Here is a 19,658-nt window from a genome sequence, read left to right on the forward strand (position 1 = left end):
CTCGGCGCAGCGCACTGGGGGGAGGGGGCCGACGGTGGACGGCACCGCACTTGCTGACATGAGCGACCAGGACCTCCTCGCCGGCCATGTCGCGGGGGACAAGGACGCCTTCGGTGAACTCGTCCGCCGCCACCGGGACCGGTTGTGGGCCGTGGCGCTGCGCACCCTCGGGGACCGCGAGGAAGCGGCCGACGCGGTGCAGGACGCCCTCGTCTCCGCCTACCGCGCGGCGCACACCTTCCGCGGGCAGTCCGCCGTGACGACCTGGCTGCACCGGATCACCGTCAACGCCTGCCTCGACCGGGCCCGCAAGGCGGCTTCCCGCAAGACCTCCCCCATCGACGACACCGAGCGTCTCGAGCAGCTCCTGGAGCCCGAGGAGTCGGCTGCCGCCCCCGTCGAGCGGAACGATCTGCACCGTGAGCTCCTGGAGGCGCTGGGGACGCTCCCGCAGGACCAGCGGGCCGCCCTCGTCCTCGTCGACATGCAGGGCTATCCCGTCGCTGAGGCCGCCCGCGTCCTCGACGTCCCCACCGGCACGGTCAAGAGCCGCTGCTCCCGAGGGAGAGCCAGACTGCTGCCGCTGCTCACTCATCTCCGTACCGAGTCACCCGCGCGGGACGGGGACGGCGGCGAGGACGGCGGAAGCAAGAGCCCCGGCCCGGAAAGGAACCGGACGCAGGGGACATCCGTCCCACCGGCAGCAGGACCACGGGATGCAGGACCACGGGATGCAGAACCACGGGATGCAGGACCAAGCGATTCAGCTGCTGTGAAGGGCGGAGGTGGGCGAGCGTGAGCGCCACGACCGACTCGGCCGGGCATCCGGAGGTCGCCGAGATCTCCGACCTGACCGAGGGTCTGCTCTCCCCGTCGCGCACGAGCGACGTGCGACGGCATCTGGACGGCTGTGCGCTCTGCGCCGACGTCTATGCCTCGCTGGAGGAGATCCGCGGCATGCTCGGCACGCTGCCCGGCCCGCCGAGGATGCCCGTCGACGTCGCTGGACGCATCGACGCGGCGCTGGCCGCCGAAGCGCTGCTGGACGCCACCGCCCCCGACGGCCCCTCGACGCCCGCGGCGCCCGAGCTCGCCTCCGCCGCGCCGGCACGCACCCCGGCGCCGCATGTTTCACGTGAAACATCGCCTCCTTCCGCACCTGCCGCCGTCTCGGCGCGCCCGGTGATCGTCCCGCCGGGCGACCGCGTGCGGCCACCGGGCCGGGGCGCGGTGGCCCTCCGCGGCGCACACGGCGCCGTGCCGCCGTGCTCGGCGCCGTCTTCACCGCTGCCGCCATCGGCCTCGGCACTCTGCTGATGCAGACCGTGGGCGGGGACCCGGAGAGCCCTCCCGCGGGTCACCGGGACAGCGCGGACTCCTTCTCCGAGGAGAAGCTCAAGGGACAGGTGGCCGACCTCCTCGCCAAGAACCCCGTCAAGGAGTCGCGCGGCGGTAAGCAGGAAGGGGCCAAGCCGACCTTCGACACGCGCTCCAGCCCCGAGTCCCCGATGGACGAAGCCCCGTTGCGTGAGGCATCGGTCCAGGTACCGGAGTGCATCCAGCGCGGCATCGGCCCACGGGTGCCCCTCGCGGCCGAGGAGGGCTCGTACGAGGGAAAGCGCGCGTACCTCGTCGTGGTGCCCCATGACTCCGACGCCGGCCAGGTGTCCGCCTACATCATCGACGCCGCCTGCGTGGGCAAGTCCTCACCGCGCGCGGGCAAGGTGTTGCTGACGCATTCCTACCCTCAGGGCTGACACGCTTCCGTACACGCGGACACGGCGGGGAATGCATGCCCCGTAGGATCCGTTGGGTGGGATGAGTACCTGAGACAGGGCACCCCACCAGCAGTACGCAGCAGTCCCCAGAGACGAGGAATCAAGCCGTGACCGACGTCCGTAACGTGATCATCATCGGCTCCGGGCCCGCCGGCTACACGGCGGCGCTCTACACCGCGCGCGCGTCGCTGAAGCCGCTGGTGTTCGAGGGCGCCGTCACCGCCGGCGGTGCGCTGATGAACACCACCGAGGTGGAGAACTTCCCCGGCTTCCAGGACGGCGTCATGGGCCCCGAGCTCATGGACAACATGCGCGCCCAGGCCGAGCGCTTCGGCGCCGAGCTCGTGCCCGACGATGTTGTCGCCGTCGACCTCACCGGTGAGATCAAGACCGTGACGGACACGGCGGGCACCGTGCACCGCGCGAAGGCCGTCATCGTCACGACCGGCTCGCAGCACCGCAAGCTCGGCCTGCCGAACGAGGACGCGCTCTCCGGACGCGGTGTCTCCTGGTGCGCCACCTGCGACGGCTTCTTCTTCAAGGACCAGGACATCGCCGTGATCGGCGGCGGCGACACCGCGATGGAGGAGGCCACCTTCCTCTCGCGCTTCGCCAAGTCCGTGACGATCGTGCACCGCCGCGACAGCCTGCGCGCCTCCAAGGCGATGCAGGAGCGCGCCTTCGCCGACCCGAAGATCAAGTTCGTCTGGGACAGCGAGGTCGCCGAGATCAACGGCGACCAGAAGCTCTCCGGTCTGACGCTGCGCAACCTCAAGACGGGCGAGACGTCCGAGCTGCCGGTCACCGGCCTGTTCATCGCGATCGGCCACGACCCCCGCACGGAGCTCTTCAAGGGGCAGCTGGAGCTGGACGACGAGGGCTACCTGAAGGTTGAGGCGCCCTCGACCCGGACGAACCTGACCGGTGTCTTCGGCGCCGGTGACGTCGTCGACCACACGTACCGCCAGGCGATCACGGCGGCCGGCACCGGCTGCTCCGCCGCCCTCGACGCCGAGCGTTTCCTCGCCGCCCTCGCCGACAGCGAGAACGCTGCGACTGCCACCGTCTGACCCCCCGACTTCCCTCACCGCACCAAGCTAAGGAGACTGCCGTGACCGGCACCCTCAAGAACGTGACCGACGCCTCCTTCGAAGAGGACGTCCTCAAGAGCGACAAGCCCGTACTGGTGGACTTCTGGGCCGCCTGGTGCGGCCCGTGCCGCCAGATCGCCCCGTCCCTCGAGGCGATCGCGGCCGAGCACGGCGACAAGATCGAGGTCGTCAAGCTCAACATCGACGAGAACCCCGGCACGGCCGCCAAGTACGGCGTCATGTCCATCCCGACCCTGAACGTGTACCGGGGCGGTGAGGTGGCCAAGACCATCGTCGGCGCCAAGCCGAAGGCCGCGATCGAGCGGGACCTCGCGGACTTCATCGCCGAGTAGTCAGCGACGTCGTTTCACGTGAAACACCGATGGCCCGGTCCCGCGAGGGACCGGGCCATCGTGCTGTCCGTCAGAGCGGTCGAAGCGCCGGTTCCTTCTGCACCGCTCCCAGCAGCCGGTCGAGCGCCATCTCCACGTCTTCCTTCCAGGAGAGCGTCGTCCGCAGCTCCAGCCTCAGCCGCGGGTAAGCGGGGTGCGGGCGGACGGTCTTGAAGCCCACCGCCAGAAGGTGATCCGCGGGCAGCACACACGCCGGCTTCTCCCAGCGCGCGTCCCCGAAGGCCTCGATCGCCTTGAAGCCTCGGCGCAGCAGGTCCTTGGCGACCGTCTGGACGATCACTCTGCCGAGCCCCTGACCCTGATAGCCGGGCATGATCCACGCCGTCATCAGCTGGACGGCGTCGGGGGATACAGGGCTCGTGGGGAACGCGGTGGAGCGCGGAACGTAGGCAGGGGGTGCGTAGAGCACGAAGCCGACCGGTACGTCGTCGACGTAGACGACCCGGCCGCAGGATCCCCATTCCAGCAGGACCGCGGAGATCCACGCCTCCTTCTCCAGCTCCGGCGTCCCGGCCTTTACCGCGGCTTGGCCGCTGACCGGGTCCAGCTCCCAGAAGACGCAGGACCGGCAGCGCTTGGGAAGGTCTGGGAGGTTGTCCAGCGTGAGCGGTACGAGCCGACGCCCCATGAAGGCGATCCCTCCCTTTCCTCGCCCGCCGCGCTGCGGGCGGCTGTCAGAGCGCTGCGTTCCCGGAGCAGGCTGCCGACGAAGCCGCCGACCGCTCCCAGCCCCAGACCCGCGGTCATCAGTCCGGTGCGGCTCATCGTCCGCATGGCCCTCGCCTCCCCAATGAGGTGCCGTCAGGTGGATGCGCCTACCTGATCGCATCGTATCCACGAAGTGATTCCCTCGATAGCGCAAGAAAGCAAAAAGCGGGCCGTATCCGGCATAGACCGAACACGGCCCGCTCTGGCGGGTCAGCCGTTATGGCTCAGCCCTTCTCGTCCTCGGAGGCGTCTTCGTCGGCGTCCGTGGTCTGGCCGTTCTGGAGGACAGGGCCCTCGCCCGGAGCCAGCGTGCTGAGGATGCGCTCCAAATCCTCCAGGGAGGCGAAGTCGACGACGATCTTGCCCTTCTTCTGGCCCAGATCCACGCGCACCCTGGTTTCGAACCGGTCGGAGAGCCGAGTGGCGAGGCTGGTCAGAGCCGGCGAGAGCCGGGCACCGGCGCGCGGTCCCTTGGGCTTGGGAGTGCTCTGGGGCCGGGACCCCATGAGGGTCACGATCTCCTCGACGGCCCGCACCGAAAGGCCCTCGGCCACGATCCGGTGCGCGAGCCGGTCCTGCTCCTCCGAGTCGTCCACGGAGAGCAGCGCCCGGGCGTGCCCCGCGGAGAGCACTCCTGCGGCCACCCGCCGCTGCACGGCCGGCGAGAGCTTCAGCAGGCGCAGCGTGTTGGAGACCTGCGGACGGGACCGGCCGATGCGGTCCGCCAGCTGGTCGTGCGTGCAATTGAAGTCCTTGAGCAGCTGGTCGTAGGCGGCGGCCTCTTCCAGCGGGTTCAGCTGAGCACGGTGCAGGTTCTCCAGCAGCGCGTCCAGGAGGAGCTTCTCGTCCTCCGTGGCACGCACGATCGCCGGGATGCGCTCCAGGCCGGCCTCGCGGCAGGCTCGCCAGCGCCGCTCGCCCATGATCAGCTCGTAGCGCGCGGGGCCCAACTGACGTACGACGACCGGCTGGAGAAGCCCGACCTCCTTGATGGAGGTCACCAGCTCCGCGAGGGCGTCCTCGTCGAAGACCTCGCGCGGCTGCCGCGGGTTGGGCGAGATGAAGTCCAGCGGCAGCTCGGCGAAGTACGCACCGGCCACGGGGGCGTTCTCCGGCGTCGCCGTGGCCTGCTGCGGCGGCTCCACCGTTTCATGTGAAACAGGGCTCTGCGGAAGCGCGGTGACCTTCGCGGCGGCCACTCCTCGCTCGGCGGTGAGCACCTGCCCGGCTGCGGAGGCCGAGGCACCCGTGCTCTGTGGCACCTGCTTCTCTGTGGGGGCCGCGGGGATCAAGGCGCCGAGGCCTCGACCCAGTCCTCTCCGTCGCTCGCTCACTGCGTCCCCTCCGTCATGCTGTGCTGGTTGTTCTGAGCGCCCGTGTGGGCGTGTTGGACGTCGTACCGCACTCCGACTCCACGCAGCGCGATCTCGCGTGCCGCTTCGAAGTAGGAGAGTGCGCCACTCGATCCCGGATCGTAGGTCAACACCGTCTGGCCGTAGCTCGGCGCCTCCGAGATGCGGACCGACCGCGGGATGCTCGTCCGCAGGACCTCGTTGCCGAAGTGGCTGCGCACCTCGTCGGCCACCTGGGAGGCGAGCCGGGTCCTGCCGTCGTACATGGTGAGCAGGATCGTCGAGACGTGGAGGTTCGGGTTGAGGTGGCCCCGCACGAGGTCCACGTTGCGCAGGAGTTGGCCGAGTCCTTCCAGCGCGTAGTACTCGCACTGGATGGGGATCAGCACTTCCGCGCCGGCCACCATGGCGTTGACCGTCAGCAGGCCGAGCGACGGCGGGCAGTCGATGAGGATGTAGTCCAGCGGCTGCTCGTACGCCTGGATGGCCCGCTGCAGCCGGCTCTCCCGCGCCACCAGCGAGACCAGCTCGATCTCCGCACCGGCGAGATCGATGGTGGCCGGGGCGCAGAAGAGACCCTCGACGTCCGGCACCGGCTGGACGACATCGGAGAGCGGCTTGCTCTCGACCAGCACGTCGTAGATGGACGGCACTTCGGCGTGGTGGTCGATGCCGAGGGCGGTGGAGGCGTTGCCCTGCGGGTCGAGGTCGATCACCAGGACTCGGGCGCCGTGCAGAGCGAGTGAGGCGGCGAGGTTGACGGTCGTCGTCGTCTTGCCCACCCCACCCTTCTGGTTGGCGACCACCATGACGCGGGTCCGCTCGGGGCGCGGCAGGCCTTCGCCGGCGCGACCGAGTGCTTCCACCGCCAGTTGGGCAGCACGACCGATGGGTGTGTCGTCCATCGGGGTCGGTGTTTCACGTGAAACATCCTCCCCCGCCGACTCGGTACGGGGACCGGGGACCGGATCGGTCATCGGTCCCGCGATGTTGGCGTCGGACCGCAAGGATTCACTCTCCTCGACATCAGGCTCGCAATGAACAGAGCCTCCCATGCTTTGAGGGTCATGAACCAGCGAGGCCCGGTCTTCTGTGGACGAATCCACCTCTGTGGACAACTCCGTGCCCTTATCGAGGGAACCGAGGGGCCGACGGTCGCGAGGTTCCGCAGCGCGGCCGCGATTGATGATGCCATGCAGCAGTGAGCGACGTTTCACGTGAAACACGATGCACGGCAACCGGGGTGCCGCTGGTGCGACACCCCGGTATGCGTACGTTTGGCAGCTTTTGTGGAGTACAGCCTGCCGTCAATCAGCCACGGCGGCGCCGCGCCCGTCCGGTGCGCGCTGCCTTGGCCCGCTTCGCCGCGAAGCGCACGCCACCCGGACTCTCCCCGACCTCGACCCGGACGACCGTGGACTGCGGATCCACCACGCCCTCACCGACGTGCAGGACGGAGGTGCCGACAGCGCCGAGCTTGCTCAGAGCGGATCCCGCGGCCTTGACCTCCTCCTCGGCGGTGTCGCCCTTGAGGAGGAGCATCTCGCCGTAGGGACGCAGCAGAGGGACTCCCCAGGCCGCCAGGCGGTCCAGGGGCGCCACGGCTCGCGCGGTCACCACATGGACCGGCGGCAACTTGCCGAGGACCTCCTCGGCGCGCCCCCGCACGACCGTCACATGGTCGAGGCCGAGCAGCTCGACGACTTCGGTGAGGAAGTTCGTGCGCCGCAGCAGGGGCTCAAGCAGCGTGATCTTCAGGTCCGGGCGGACGAGGGCCAGCGGGATGCCGGGCAGCCCAGCGCCGGAGCCGACATCGCACACGGTGACGCCCTCGGGCACGACCTCGGACAGCACCGCGCAGTTCAGCAGGTGCCGCTCCCAGAGCCTCGGCACCTCCCGGGGACCGATCAGGCCTCGCTGCACTCCCGCATCGGCGAGCAGCTCCGCGTACCGGACCGCGTCCGCGAAGCGATCGCCGAATACCGTCCGGGCCTCTTCAGGCGCCGGGGGAAGCTCCGCTGCCTCCGTCACGGGGACCGTCCTTCCGTACCGCACTGGGGTGGCTGACTATCAGGCTGACAAAGACCGGCCCCGCCTGTGAACAGACGGGGCCGGGCATACGCGGTACCGCTCAGGCGGGCAGTACGACGACGAAGCGCTGCGGCTCCTCGCCCTCCGACTCACTGCGCAGACCGGCGGCCTTGACCGCATCATGCACGACCTTGCGCTCGAACGGCGTCATCGGCTGGAGCTTGGTCGGCTCACCGGAGCTCTTGACCTCGGCTGCGGCCTTGGCGCCCAGCTCCGAGAGCTCCTCGCGCTTCTGGGCGCGGTAGCCCGCGATGTCCAGCATCAGGCGGCTGCGGTCACCGGTCTCGCGGTGCACGGCGAGACGCGTGAGCTCCTGGAGCGCCTCCAGGACCTCGCCGTCGCGGCCGACCAGCTTCTGGAGGTCACGGCTGGCGGTGTCGCTGATGATCGAGACAGCGGCGCGGTCGGCCTCGACGTCCATGTCGATGTCGCCGTCGAGATCGGCGATGTCCAGCAGACCCTCGAGGTAGTCCGCCGCGATCTCACCCTCCTGCTCGAGGCGGGTGAGGGTGTCGCCGGCCTCAGCTGCGGCGGAGGTGGTGGTGCCTTCCGTCACGGGATGGACTCCTTCTACTTCTTGGAGGACGGGTGCTTGGGCCGCTGCTGGCCCTTGCGCTGCTGTCCCGACTTGGCTTTGCTGCGGGCACCGGAGCCGGGCTTGTTGCCCGTCGTGCTGCCGCCCGCCGGCTTGGCGGGGGTGGCGTCCTCAGGCTGCTCCTGAGCCTTCTCCAGCGACGTCTTGGTGACCTCTTCGCCGTCCGGCTTGACGGCGCCCTGCGCGGTTGCGGACTGGCGCTTGGCCTTGCTCTGGCGCTTGGGCTGCTGGCGCCTGGGGGCCCCGGCGGCCGTGGCCCCGTCCTCGGTCTCCGTGGCGACCGCGGACTCGCTCTCCACCACGGTGCCGTCGGCCTGGGCCGCGAGGCCCGCCTTGGTCAGGCCGTTGATGAACTTGCGCTCGAACTCGTTGCGGTCCCGGCCCTTGGCGACGATCGCCTTGATGACGTTCACGTTGCCACGGCCCCGCACCTTCTTGTGGTGCGTGACCTGCTTCTGCAGACGCTCCAGGAAGGCGGCCTGTGCCTTGGAGCCCGGCGTCGGGTTCCTGCGGATCACGAACATCTGCTGGCCCATGGTCCACACGTTGGTGGTCAGCCAGTAGACGAGGACACCGACGGGGAAGTTGATGCCGAAGACGGCGAACATGATCGGGAAGACGTACATCAGCATCTTCTGCTGCTGCATGAACGGCGTCTTGACCGTCGTGTCCACGTTCTTCGTCATCAGCTGGCGCTGCGTGAAGAACTGCGAGGCCGACATCAGAATGATCATGACGGCGGTGATGACACGCACGTCGGTCAGCGTGGCACTGAGCGAGGCGACCTTGTCGGCGCTGTCGGTGAACTTCGCCGCCAGCGGGGCACCGAAGATGTGCGCCTTACGCGCGCTCTCCAGGAGCCCCTCGTCGATGACGCCGATCGTCTTGCCCGTGGCGATGCTGTTGAGCACGTGGTACAGGGCGAAGAAGAACGGCGACTGCGCCAGGATGGGAAGGCACGAGGAGAGCGGGTTGGTACCCGACTCCTTGTACAGCTTCATCATCTCTTCGGACTGGCGCTGCTTGTCGCTCTTGTAGCGCTCCTGGATCTTCTTCATCTCGGGCTGCAGCGTCTGCATGGCCCGAGTGGCCTTGATCTGCTTCACGAAGAGCGGGATCAGGCAGATACGGATCAGGATCACCAGGGACACGATGGAAAGGCCCCAGGCCCAGCCCGTGTCGGGGCCGAAGAGCTTCCCGTACACCGAGTGGAACTGGACGATGACCCACGAAACTGGTGTCGTGATAAAGCTGAAGAGACTGGCAATCGTGTCCACTAATCAGGCTCCTTGAGCATGGGACGGGGTCTCGGTCTCGGCGGCCGTGCTCAGGGGGAGAGCCCCGGTCGGCCCGCCTGCGGCGGAGGGCCCGCCCTTGCGTTCGCGCCAGGCGGCGCGCAGCATCTCGTGCCACCGCGGACGCTTGCGCGGCGGAACATGGTCGACACCACCGAGCGACCACGGATTGCACCGCAGGATGCGCCAGGCAGTGAGCGCCGTCCCCTTGATCGCACCGTGTCGGTCGATGGCCAGGTAGCCGTAGCGGGAACACGACGGGTAGTACTTGCACACAGGGCCCAGAAGTGGACTGATCGTCCACTGATACAGCTTGATCAGGGCCAACAGCGGGTACTTCATCGCGCGCCCCCTCCCAGCAACCGCTGCAAGGCGGCATCCAGGTCTCGGGCCAGCTGTGCATGGTCGGCGTCGCCCGCTCCGGGCAGCGCTCGTACGACTACCAGGCTACCGGGGGGCACGGAGGCCAGCCGGTCGCGCATGAGGTGGCGAAGCCTGCGCTTCACCGTGTTGCGTACGACGGCTCCGCCCACGGCCTTGCTGACGACGAAACCCGCACGTGTCGGGGGAAGGGTCTCCCCGGGCACGTGCGGGTCCGTTGCACCGCTACGAAGATGGACGACGAGGAGCGGGCGTCCGGCCCGGCGTCCTCGGCGTACCGCGGTCGCGAAGTCTTCGCGCCGCCTCAGCCGATGCTCGGTAGGCAGCACGACGTCATGACCTGACTGAGATCAGGCGGACAGGCTGGCGCGACCCTTGCCACGACGGTTCGCGAGAATCGCGCGGCCGGCGCGGGTGCGCATCCGCAGGCGGAAGCCGTGGGTCTTGGCACGACGGCGGTTGTTCGGCTGGAAGGTGCGCTTGCTCACTCGGGGGCTCCAGAAATGATCGTGTGGTGGCGGGACATCGCCTGGCTGTCACCGTGCGCCCACGAGAAGCTCGCGAATACGCACCGAGTGCACCGCTTCACAATCACAGATCGTGATCTTTGCCCATCGGAGGCAGGCGGCAGCAGCCATCGACAACTCGACCTGGTCACGGTACGCGGGGCTACGCCATCCGGTCAAACCGACCGTTGGAAGGGGACACTGTGCACAGCCTGTGGACAACAACTTGAACCGCAGCCGTCGCCCTGACTACCTTGGCTGAACTCCGATTCGTTCCCTTCCCCCTCCCCATCCCGATTTCCGTCCCAAGAACCACACCTTCGTGGGACCCCGTGAGAGAGCGTGCCCTGTGGCTGACGTACCTGCCGATCTTGCCGCAGTGTGGCCACATGTTCTGGAGCATCTGCTGGGTGAGGGGCGGGGCCAGGGCGTCGAGGCGAAGGACGAGCGGTGGCTCCGGAGCTGCCAGCCCTTGGCGCTCGTCGCCGACACCGCGCTGCTCGCCGTTCCGAACGAATTCGCCAAGGGCGTACTCGAAGGCCGCCTGGCGCCCGTGGTCAGCGAGACGCTGAGCCGCGAGTGCGGCCGTCCCATCCGCATCGCGATCACGGTCGACGATTCCGTCGGTGAACCCGCGGGCCCGCCGGCACCGCCGATCCAGCACCAGCAGTCGCACCAGCAGCGCTACGAAGAGCAGGAGCTGCCGTCGGCCTCCGGTCAGGGCCGCGAGTCGTACGAGAACTACGGGCGCCGCCCCTCGGACGAGCACCAGTCGGGCTCCCGGTCCGACCAGATGCCGTCCGCACGCCCCGCCTACCCGGACTACCAGCGCCCGGCCCCCGGCGCCTGGCCGCAGCACCAGGACGACTACGGCTGGCAGCAGCCGCGGCTCGGCTTCCCCGAGCGTGATCCGTACACCGGCCCGGTGCAGCAGCCGCAGCACGACTACCGCTCGCAGCCGCCGCAGGACCGCTCGCCGTACGACCAGCAGCGCTCCGAGCCGCAGGACCGGCGCGAGCGCCATGACATGCAGGACTCGTCCGGTGATCATCGCGACCACCGCGATCCTCGTGATCACCGCGACACCCGTGATCATCGCGGCAATGCCGGCCACGGCGGACACGGCGTGCACCGGGGCGGGCCCGTCGGCCCCACCTCGTCGAGCGGCGCTCCCGGCCCGCTGGCCGCGCAGCCGGCCCCCGCGACGGGTCCCGGCGAGCCGACCGCGCGGCTGAACCCCAAGTACCTCTTCGACACCTTCGTCATCGGCGCGTCCAACCGCTTCGCGCACGCGGCCGCGGTGGCTGTCGCCGAGGCGCCGGCGAAGGCGTACAACCCCCTCTTCATCTATGGGGAGTCGGGTCTCGGCAAAACGCACCTGCTGCACGCGATCGGGCACTACGCCCGCAGCCTGTACCCCGGCACGCGCGTGCGCTACGTGAGCTCCGAGGAGTTCACCAACGAGTTCATCAACTCCATCCGCGACGGTAAGGGCGACAGCTTCCGCAAGCGCTACCGCGAGATGGACATCCTGCTGGTCGACGACATCCAGTTCCTCGCGGACAAGGAGTCGACACAGGAGGAGTTCTTCCACACCTTCAATACGCTCCACAACGCGAACAAGCAGATCGTGCTCTCCAGTGACCGGCCGCCCAAGCAGCTGGTCACCCTGGAGGACCGGCTGCGCAACCGCTTCGAGTGGGGGCTGATCACCGACGTCCAGCCGCCCGAGCTGGAGACGCGTATCGCGATCCTCCGTAAGAAGGCGGTGCAGGAGCAGCTCAACGCCCCGCCGGAGGTCCTCGAATTCATCGCGTCGCGGATCTCGCGGAACATCCGTGAGCTGGAGGGCGCGCTGATCCGCGTCACGGCCTTCGCGTCCCTGAACCGGCAGCCCGTGGATCTGGGGCTGACCGAGATCGTCCTCAAGGACCTGATCCCGGGCGGTGAGGACGCGGCCCCGGAGATCACGGCGCCGGCCATCATGGCCGCGACCGCCGACTACTTCGGGCTCACGGTGGACGACCTGTGCGGGTCCTCGCGCAGCCGGGTCCTGGTGACCGCCCGCCAGATCGCCATGTACCTCTGCCGCGAGCTGACCGACCTGTCCCTGCCGAAGATCGGGGCGCAGTTCGGCGGCCGCGACCATACGACCGTCATGCACGCGGACCGCAAGATCCGCGCACTGATGGCCGAGCGGCGCTCCATCTACAACCAGGTCACGGAGCTCACCAACCGCATCAAGAACGGCTGACAGCCGCCCAGACACATCGCTGAGGGCGCCCCGGGATACGAACTCCCCGGGGCGCCCTTTTCGTCGCCCACGCGCGCGTGGAGCCGGTTTTCCCGCCGTGAGGGCGGTCTCGGGCAGGCCCCGAAGCCCGGTTTTCGGTCCTGGGGGCGTGCGTGGAGGCCCTCGCAACCGCACGGAGTCCTCGTACGACAGGCCCCCGGTGTTCGATTTCCCCTGTTCAGGCGGGGGTTCTCCACAGATGTTCGAACTTTTTCGCTTCCACACCCTGGGGACTGGAAAGTTGTCCAGACGCTGTCCACAGGGGACGCTGCTGAGGGATCATCAGGCCAGGTCAGCTGGTTGTGGATTCGTGGACGAAGACTCTCCACAGGCTGTGGATGAATTTTTCGTCCACAGGGTGTGCATGACGTTGTCCACCGCCGGCCCACAGGCTCAGGCTTGTTGTCCCCAGCTTTCCGTGGCTTCTCCACACGGCCGTCCACTGTTCGGCAACGCGACGCGCCCCCTCACCGGGTCGAGTGAAAGGCGTCACACCAAGGTGCGTGGTTGGCCTGTGGGGAAGGTGGGTAAAGCTGGGGACAGCGCTGGGGAGAAGTGACCCCTGCCTGTGCATCGGGTGTGCAGAACTTTCCCCCGTCCACAGAAACCCCCGGTTGTCCACGGGTGCCGCCCACAGGCGCAGTGGATAAAAAACCGGTGCTGACCAGCGCTTTCACGGTTATCCACGGTTTCCACAGCCCCTACTACTACTCCCAACTAGAGAGTCCGGGGAATTCGTTTGGAAGTGGGGCCTGTGCACAACTCGCTCTCCGGAGCTCCGACGCCGCTCGCCGCGACTTGACCCCGACGGGCACCGACTGTCAGTGCGGTGCGTCAGACTGGACCCCGGTGTCCTTCCCACGGCATGGCTGAGAGACACCGAGTCAGACGACGAGGGCCACAGGCCCAGCGGGCGAGAGCAGCCAGCAACAGCAGGAGGGCGGCTTACGGTGAAGATCCGGGTTGAACGCGACGTACTCGCGGAGGCGGTGGCCTGGGCGGCGCGCAGCCTCCCGGCCCGGCCGCCTGCGCCCGTCCTCGCAGGCCTGCTGCTGAAGGCCGAGGAAGGCGCACTGAGCCTGTCGAGCTTCGACTACGAGGTCTCGGCGCGCGTCTCGGTGGACGCGGAGGTGGACGAAGAGGGCACGGTCCTCGTGTCCGGCCGCCTGCTCGCGGACATCTGCCGCGCGCTCCCCAACCGCCCGGTGGAGATCTCCACAGACGGTGTACGGGCGACGGTGGTCTGCGGCTCCTCGCGCTTCACACTCCACACGCTTCCTGTGGAGGAGTACCCCGCGCTGCCGCAGATGCCGACCGCGACGGGCACCGTCCCCGGCGAGGTCTTCGCTTCGGCCGCCGCTCAGGTGGCCATTGCCGCGGGCCGCGACGACACGCTGCCCGTGCTGACCGGCGTACGCATCGAGATCGAGGGCGACACGGTCACCCTCGCCTCCACCGACCGCTACCGCTTCGCGGTCCGCGAGTTCCTGTGGAAGCCGGAGAACCCGGACGCGTCCGCGGTCGCCCTGGTGCCCGCCAAGACGCTCCTGGACACCGCCAAGGCGCTCACGAGCGGCGACACGGTCACCCTGGCCCTGTCCGGCTCGGGCGCGGGCGAGGGCCTCATCGGTTTCGAGGGCGCGGGCCGGCGGACGACCACGCGTCTCCTCGAGGGCGACCTGCCGAAGTACCGCACGCTGTTCCCGACCGAGTTCAACTCGGTCGCCGTGATCGAGACCGCCCCCTTCGTGGAGGCCGTCAAGCGTGTGGCCCTGGTCGCCGAGCGGAACACCCCGGTGCGGCTCAGCTTCGAGCAGGGCGTGCTCATCCTGGAGGCGGGCTCCAGCGACGACGCACAGGCTGTGGAAAGGGTCGACGCCCAGCTGGACGGCGACGACATCTCCATCGCCTTCAACCCGACGTTCCTGCTGGACGGCCTGAGCGCGATCGACTCGCCGGTCGCCCAGCTGTCGTTCACGACCTCCACGAAGCCCGCGCTGCTGAGCGGCAGGCCGGCGGTGGACGCCGAGGCGGACGAGGCCTACAAGTACCTGATCATGCCTGTACGTCTGAGCGGCTGAGCCCACAGGTGTGTGCGTGCGTCCGGGCGTAGGCTCGGACGCAGGTACGAAAGTGCCGTAACGCCACCTCGCTAGTGAAGGAACCTCTGATGGAGCTCGGTCTCGTCGGCCTCGGCAAGATGGGCGGCAACATGCGCGAGCGCATCCGCCGCGCAGGTCACACCGTCATCGGATACGACCGCAACCCGGACCTCGCGGATGTCCCCAGCCTCGAAGAGCTCGTGGGCAAACTGAAGGGCCCGCGCGTGGTGTGGGTGATGGTCCCGGCCGGGGCCGCGACCCAGTCCACCATCGACGAGCTGTCCGAGCTGCTGCAGCCCGGCGACGTCGTCGTGGACGGCGGCAACTCTCGCTGGACGGACGACGAGAAGCACGCCGAGGAGCTGAAGGCCAAGGGCATCGGCTTCGTCGACTGCGGCGTCTCCGGCGGCGTCTGGGGCCTGAAGAACGGCTACGCCCTGATGTACGGCGGCGACAAGGACGACGTCGCCAAGGTGCAGCCGATCTTCGACGCCCTCAAGCCCGAGGGTGACTTCGGCTCCGTGCACGCGGGCAAGGTCGGTGCGGGCCACTTCGCGAAGATGGTCCACAACGGCATCGAGTACGCGATGATGCAGGCCTACGCCGAGGGCTGGGAGCTCCTGGAGAAGGTCGACTCGGTCACGGACGTCCGTGAGGTCTTCCGCTCCTGGCAGGAGGGCACGGTCATCCGTTCCTGGCTGCTCGACCTCGCGGTCAACGCCCTGGACGACGACGAGCACCTGGAGAAGCTGCGCGGCTTCGCGCAGGACTCCGGCGAGGGCCGCTGGACCGTCGAGGCGGCCATCGACAACGCCGTGCCGCTGCCCGCGATCACGGCCTCGCTCTTCGCGCGGTTCGCCTCGCGCCAGGACGACTCCCCGCAGATGAAGATGATCGCCGCGCTGCGCAACCAGTTCGGCGGCCACGCGGTCGAGTCCAAGAGCGAGCACTGATCCACAGCCTGTGCACGACCCCGGCGGTTGTGCACAGGCCTCAAGCAAGTGAAGTAGGCCGGGGGAGGTCGGCGCACACCATGCACGTCACGCATCTGTCGCTGGCCGACTTCCGCTCGTACGCCCGGGTCGAGGTCCCGCTCGACCCGGGCGTCACCGCTTTCGTGGGGCCCAACGGCCAGGGCAAGACCAACCTCGTCGAGGCCGTCGGCTATCTCGCCACGCTCGGCAGCCACCGGGTCTCCTCCGACGCCCCCCTGGTGCGCATGGGCGCGGAGCGGGCCGTCATCAGGGCCAATGTCCGCCAGGGCGAGCGCCAGCAGCTCATCGAGCTCGAACTCAATCCGGGCAAGGCGAACCGCGCCCGCATCAACCGTTCCTCGCAGGTCAGGCCGCGGGACGTGCTCGGGATCGTCCGTACGGTGCTGTTCGCGCCCGAGGATCTCGCGCTCATCAAGGGCGACCCCGGCGAGCGGCGGCGCTTCCTGGACGAGCTGATCACCGCGCGCTCCCCGCGCATGGCCGGCGTCCGGTCCGACTACGACCGCGTCCTCAAACAGCGCAACACCCTCCTGAAATCGGCCGCCCTCGCCCGGCGCCACGGCGGGCGCTCCATGGACCTGTCCACGCTCGACGTCTGGGACCAGCACCTCGCGCGCGCGGGCGCCGAGCTGCTGGCGCAGCGGCTCGACCTGATCTCGGCGCTCCAGCCGCTGGCCGACAAGGCGTACGAACAGCTCGCCCCCGGCGGCGGCCCGGTCGCCCTGGAGTACAAGCCGTCCGCGCCCGGCGAAGGCCACACGCGCGAGGCGCTGTACGAGCAGCTGAGAGCCGCTCTCGAAGAGGCGCGCAAGCAGGAGATCGAGCGCGGCGTGACCTTGGTCGGCCCGCACCGCGACGACCTGCTGCTCAAGCTCGGCCAGCTCCCCGCGAAGGGGTACGCGAGCCACGGCGAGTCCTGGTCGTACGCCCTGGCGCTGCGCCTGGCCTCGTACGACCTGCTCAGGGCCGAGGGCAACGAACCGGTGCTGGTGCTGGACGACGTCTTCGCGGAGCTCGACGCGCGCCGCAGGGAGCGGCTCGCGGAGCTGGTGGCGCCCGGCGAGCAGGTGCTGGTCACGGCCGCGGTCGACGACGACGTCCCGGGCGTGCTCTCCGGCGTGAGGTACGCGGTGGCGGATGGCGTCGTGGAGCGCGTATGAGCGCCGAGGAGCCCGCCAAGGGCGATGCCAAGGGGCCGCAGAAGACGCCCGAGCCCTCCGGCGTCGACCTGGCCCGGGTCGCCCTGCGCGCCGCCAAGGAACAGGCACGCGCGCGTGGGGACGCCGCTCAGCAGAAGAAGCAGGCCCGCCGTGGCGGCCTGCGGTCCGGCGCGCGCGCCGACGGCCGTGATCCGCTGCCGCTCGGCTCCGCCATCAACCGGCTGATCACCGAGCGCGGCTGGGAGACGCCCGCCGCGGTCGGCGGGGTCATGGGCCGCTGGCCGCAGATCGTCGGCGACGACCTGGCCAAGCACTGCGTCCCGCAGAAGTACGACGAGGACGAGCGCATCCTTACTGTGCAGTGCGACTCGACGGCCTGGGCGACGCAGCTGCGCCTGATGGCCCCGCAGCTGGTCGCCCGCCTGAACGAAGACCTGGGCCACGGCACCGTGCGCCTCATCAAGGTGCTCGGCCCCGGAGGCCCCCCGCGCCGCTTCGGACCCTTGCGCGCCCCGGGCAGCACGGGCCCCGGCGACACCTACGGCTGAGACCGCCGGCGACGGTTGCTGGGGGTTGACGGCTCGAAGCGCTGAGTGCCGCTGTGAGCCCTCTGGAGCCCCGTTCCGCATATGGGGAGTCGGCCGAGTCCGGTTCAGGGCGGCACATGAGGACTCAGGTACCGGCAAGCCCCCATCAATGTCAGTGCTACCGGTAGACTGGAAGCTAATCCCGCCCCACCTGTGGGACGCACCGAGCAACGCTGACTAGGGCTTACCGAACAAACACGCCGCAGCCGCTCCGGCCACCGCCGGGAGCTTGGCTTGTGCTGTGCCAGAAAGGGCGCTTCGTGGCCGATTCCGGCAACCCCAACGAGAACATCCAGTCCACCGCCGCCGGCGAGAACGTCGAGGCACCGCCCTCGTACGACGCCAGCGCGATCACCGTCCTCGAGGGTCTGGACGCGGTCCGCAAGCGACCCGGCATGTACATCGGCTCGACCGGTGAGCGTGGCCTGCACCACCTGGTGCAGGAAGTCGTGGACAACTCCGTGGACGAGGCCCTCGCCGGCCACGCGGACACGATCGACGTCACGATCCTCGCCGACGGCGGCGTGCGCGTGATCGACAACGGCCGTGGCATCCCGGTGGGCATCCACCCCGTCGAGAAGAAGCCGGCCGTCGAGGTCGTGCTCACCGTGCTGCACGCGGGCGGCAAGTTCGGCGGTGGCGGGTACGCCGTCTCCGGTGGTCTGCACGGCGTCGGTGTCTCCGTGGTGAACGCGCTGTCCACCAAGCTCGCCGTCGAGATCAAGACGGACGGCTACCGCTGGACGCAGGACTACAAGAGCGGCGCCCCCACCGCACCGCTCGAGCGGCACGAGGCCACCAGCGAGACCGGCACCACGGTGACGTTCTGGGCCGACCCCGAGATCTTCGAGACCACCGTGTACTCCTTCGAGACGCTCGCGCGGCGTTTCCAGGAGATGGCGTTCCTCAACAAGGGTTTGACCATCAAACTCACTGATGAGCGCGAGTCGGCGAAGGCCACGGTGGGTGCGGACTCCCCCGAGGCGACCGACGACGAGGCCCCCGAGGCCCGCACGGTCACGTACCACTACGAAGGCGGCATCGTCGACTTCGTGAAGTACCTCAACTCCCGCAAGGGTGAGGTCATCCACCCGACCGTCATCGACGTCGAGGCCGAGGACAAGGAGCGCCTGCTCTCGGTCGAGATCGCGATGCAGTGGAACTCGCAGTACACGGAGGGCGTGTACTCCTTCGCGAACACGATCCACACGCACGAGGGCGGTACGCACGAAGAGGGTTTCAGGGCCGCGTTGACGGGCCTGGTGAACCGTTACGCGCGCGAGAAGAAGCTGCTGCGCGAGAAGGACGACAACCTCACGGGTGAGGACGTCCGCGAGGGTCTGACCGCGATCATCTCGGTGAAGCTGGGCGAGCCCCAGTTCGAGGGCCAGACGAAGACCAAGCTGGGCAACACGGAGGCGAAGACCTTCGTGCAGAAGGTCGTCCACGAGCACCTCACGGACTGGTTCGACCGCAACCCCAACGAGGCCGCGGACATCATCCGCAAGGGCATCCAGGCCGCCACGGCCCGGGTCGCCGCCCGTAAGGCGCGCGACCTGACCCGCCGCAAGGGCCTGCTGGAGACCGCCTCCCTGCCGGGCAAGCTGAGCGACTGCCAGTCGAACGACCCGACGAAGTGCGAGATCTTCATCGTCGAGGGTGACTCCGCCGGTGGTTCGGCGAAGTCCGGCCGCGACCCGATGTACCAGGCGATCCTGCCCATCCGAGGCAAGATCCTGAACGTCGAGAAGGCGCGCGTCGACAAGATCCTGCACAACCAGGAGGTCCAGGCCCTCATCTCGGCCTTCGGCACCGGTGTGCACGAGGACTTCGACATCGAGAAGCTCCGCTATCACAAGATCATCCTGATGGCGGACGCCGACGTCGACGGCCAGCACATCAACACGCTGCTCCTGACGTTCCTCTTCCGCTTCATGCGGCCGCTGGTCGAGCACGGGCACATCTACCTGTCGCGCCCGCCCCTGTTCAAGATCAAGTGGTCGCGGGACGACTTCCAGTACGCGTACTCCGACCGCGAGCGCGACGCCCTGATCGAGCTCGGCCGCCAGGCCGGCAAGCGCATCAGGGACGACTCGGTCCAGCGCTTCAAGGGCCTCGGCGAGATGAACGCCGAGGAGCTGCGCATCACGACGATGGACCAGGAACACCGCGTGCTCGGCCAGGTCACCCTGGACGACGCGGCACAGGCCGACGACCTCTTCTCGGTGCTGATGGGAGAGGACGTCGAGGCACGGCGCTCGTTCATCCAGCGCAATGCCAAGGACGTTCGCTTCCTCGACATCTGAGTCGG

At 68.8% G+C, this 19,658-nt stretch carries 20 protein-coding genes; 11 read left to right on the forward strand and 9 right to left on the reverse strand.

The genetic code is table 11. From position 1 onward, the window contains the following. Positions 1–34: 34 nt before the first annotated feature. The 5 genes from sigM (at position 35) to trxA (ending at position 3,222) form a co-directional block, all read left to right on the forward strand. Complete coding sequence (sigM, locus tag KKZ08_RS19395; RefSeq protein ID WP_263303350.1) at positions 35–799, forward strand: RNA polymerase sigma factor SigM; 765 nt, start codon at positions 35–37, stop codon at positions 797–799. Continuing rightward, complete coding sequence (locus KKZ08_RS39000; RefSeq protein WP_346657887.1) at positions 796–1,317, forward strand: hypothetical protein; 522 nt, start codon at positions 796–798, stop codon at positions 1,315–1,317. Before sigM ends, KKZ08_RS39000 begins: the two co-directional genes overlap by 4 nt. Next, entirely contained in the window at positions 1,266–1,757 is a 492-nt protein-coding gene (locus tag KKZ08_RS39005) for a hypothetical protein (RefSeq protein WP_346657888.1), read from the forward strand. The genes KKZ08_RS39000 and KKZ08_RS39005 overlap by 52 nt, the downstream gene beginning before the upstream one ends. Positions 1,758–1,885: 128 nt before the next feature. Further along, on the forward strand, positions 1,886–2,848 hold the full coding sequence (trxB, locus tag KKZ08_RS19405) for a thioredoxin-disulfide reductase (RefSeq protein WP_223775654.1): 963 nt from the start codon (positions 1,886–1,888) through the stop codon (positions 2,846–2,848). A 41-nt stretch (positions 2,849–2,889) separates the two neighbouring features. Then, positions 2,890–3,222 carry a thioredoxin gene (trxA, locus tag KKZ08_RS19410; protein WP_223775655.1) on the forward strand — a complete coding sequence of 111 codons (333 nt, stop codon included), beginning with the start codon at positions 2,890–2,892 and terminating at the stop codon, positions 3,220–3,222. Between the two features lie 70 nt (positions 3,223–3,292). Here the strand turns inward: trxA and KKZ08_RS19415 are convergent, their stop codons facing one another. The 9 genes from KKZ08_RS19415 to rpmH form a co-directional block, all read right to left on the reverse strand. Then, a complete protein-coding gene (locus tag KKZ08_RS19415) occupies positions 3,293–3,910 on the reverse strand; it encodes a GNAT family N-acetyltransferase (protein ID WP_223775656.1) in 618 nt (205 codons plus the stop codon). Between the two features lie 304 nt (positions 3,911–4,214). After that, complete coding sequence (locus KKZ08_RS19420; RefSeq protein ID WP_223775657.1) at positions 4,215–5,324, reverse strand: ParB/RepB/Spo0J family partition protein; 1,110 nt, start codon at positions 5,322–5,324, stop codon at positions 4,215–4,217. Continuing rightward, positions 5,321–6,397 (reverse strand): ParA family protein, encoded by a 1,077-nt coding sequence (locus tag KKZ08_RS19425; protein WP_276573898.1) that lies wholly within the window; start codon positions 6,395–6,397, stop codon positions 5,321–5,323. Before KKZ08_RS19425 ends, KKZ08_RS19420 begins: the two co-directional genes overlap by 4 nt. 256 nt (positions 6,398–6,653) lie before the next feature. After that, the gene (rsmG, locus tag KKZ08_RS19430; RefSeq protein ID WP_223775658.1) at positions 6,654–7,373 is read right to left on the reverse strand and encodes a 16S rRNA (guanine(527)-N(7))-methyltransferase RsmG; all 720 of its coding nucleotides are present in this window, start codon (positions 7,371–7,373) and stop codon (positions 6,654–6,656) included. Positions 7,374–7,473: 100 nt separating this feature from the next. Beyond that, complete coding sequence (locus KKZ08_RS19435; RefSeq protein WP_223775659.1) at positions 7,474–7,989, reverse strand: R3H domain-containing nucleic acid-binding protein; 516 nt, start codon at positions 7,987–7,989, stop codon at positions 7,474–7,476. Positions 7,990–8,003: 14 nt separating this feature from the next. Beyond that, a complete protein-coding gene (gene yidC, locus KKZ08_RS19440; RefSeq protein WP_223775660.1) occupies positions 8,004–9,305 on the reverse strand; it encodes a membrane protein insertase YidC in 1,302 nt (433 codons plus the stop codon). Between the two features lie 3 nt (positions 9,306–9,308). Then, complete coding sequence (gene yidD / locus KKZ08_RS19445; RefSeq protein WP_223775661.1) at positions 9,309–9,665, reverse strand: membrane protein insertion efficiency factor YidD; 357 nt, start codon at positions 9,663–9,665, stop codon at positions 9,309–9,311. Further along, the gene (gene rnpA, locus KKZ08_RS19450; protein ID WP_223775662.1) at positions 9,662–10,033 is read right to left on the reverse strand and encodes a ribonuclease P protein component; all 372 of its coding nucleotides are present in this window, start codon (positions 10,031–10,033) and stop codon (positions 9,662–9,664) included. The genes yidD and rnpA overlap by 4 nt, the downstream gene beginning before the upstream one ends. Positions 10,034–10,054: 21 nt before the next feature. After that, on the reverse strand, positions 10,055–10,192 hold the full coding sequence (gene rpmH / locus KKZ08_RS19455; RefSeq protein WP_006381191.1) for a 50S ribosomal protein L34: 138 nt from the start codon (positions 10,190–10,192) through the stop codon (positions 10,055–10,057). A gap of 367 nt (positions 10,193–10,559) precedes the next feature. Here rpmH and dnaA point away from each other — a divergent pair, with 367 nt between their 5' ends. The 6 genes from dnaA to gyrB all read left to right on the forward strand — a co-directional run bounded on the left by dnaA (position 10,560) and on the right by gyrB (position 19,653). Then, complete coding sequence (gene dnaA / locus KKZ08_RS19460) at positions 10,560–12,464, forward strand: chromosomal replication initiator protein DnaA (RefSeq protein WP_223775663.1); 1,905 nt, start codon at positions 10,560–10,562, stop codon at positions 12,462–12,464. Between the two features lie 989 nt (positions 12,465–13,453). Further along, entirely contained in the window at positions 13,454–14,584 is a 1,131-nt protein-coding gene (gene dnaN, locus KKZ08_RS19465; RefSeq protein ID WP_223775664.1) for a DNA polymerase III subunit beta, read from the forward strand. An 89-nt stretch (positions 14,585–14,673) separates the two neighbouring features. Next, entirely contained in the window at positions 14,674–15,558 is an 885-nt protein-coding gene (gene gnd / locus KKZ08_RS19470) for a phosphogluconate dehydrogenase (NAD(+)-dependent, decarboxylating) (RefSeq protein ID WP_223775665.1), read from the forward strand. Between the two features lie 80 nt (positions 15,559–15,638). Further along, complete coding sequence (gene recF, locus KKZ08_RS19475; protein WP_223775666.1) at positions 15,639–16,760, forward strand: DNA replication/repair protein RecF; 1,122 nt, start codon at positions 15,639–15,641, stop codon at positions 16,758–16,760. Next, the gene (locus KKZ08_RS19480) at positions 16,757–17,308 is read left to right on the forward strand and encodes a DciA family protein (RefSeq protein WP_223775667.1); all 552 of its coding nucleotides are present in this window, start codon (positions 16,757–16,759) and stop codon (positions 17,306–17,308) included. Before recF ends, KKZ08_RS19480 begins: the two co-directional genes overlap by 4 nt. Positions 17,309–17,583: 275 nt before the next feature. Continuing rightward, positions 17,584–19,653 (forward strand): DNA topoisomerase (ATP-hydrolyzing) subunit B, encoded by a 2,070-nt coding sequence (gyrB, locus tag KKZ08_RS19485; RefSeq protein WP_276573899.1) that lies wholly within the window; start codon positions 17,584–17,586, stop codon positions 19,651–19,653. Positions 19,654–19,658 lie beyond the last annotated feature (5 nt).

The organism is Streptomyces sp. 135 (assembly GCF_020026305.1).
GTDB lineage: Bacteria > Actinomycetota > Actinomycetes > Streptomycetales > Streptomycetaceae > Streptomyces.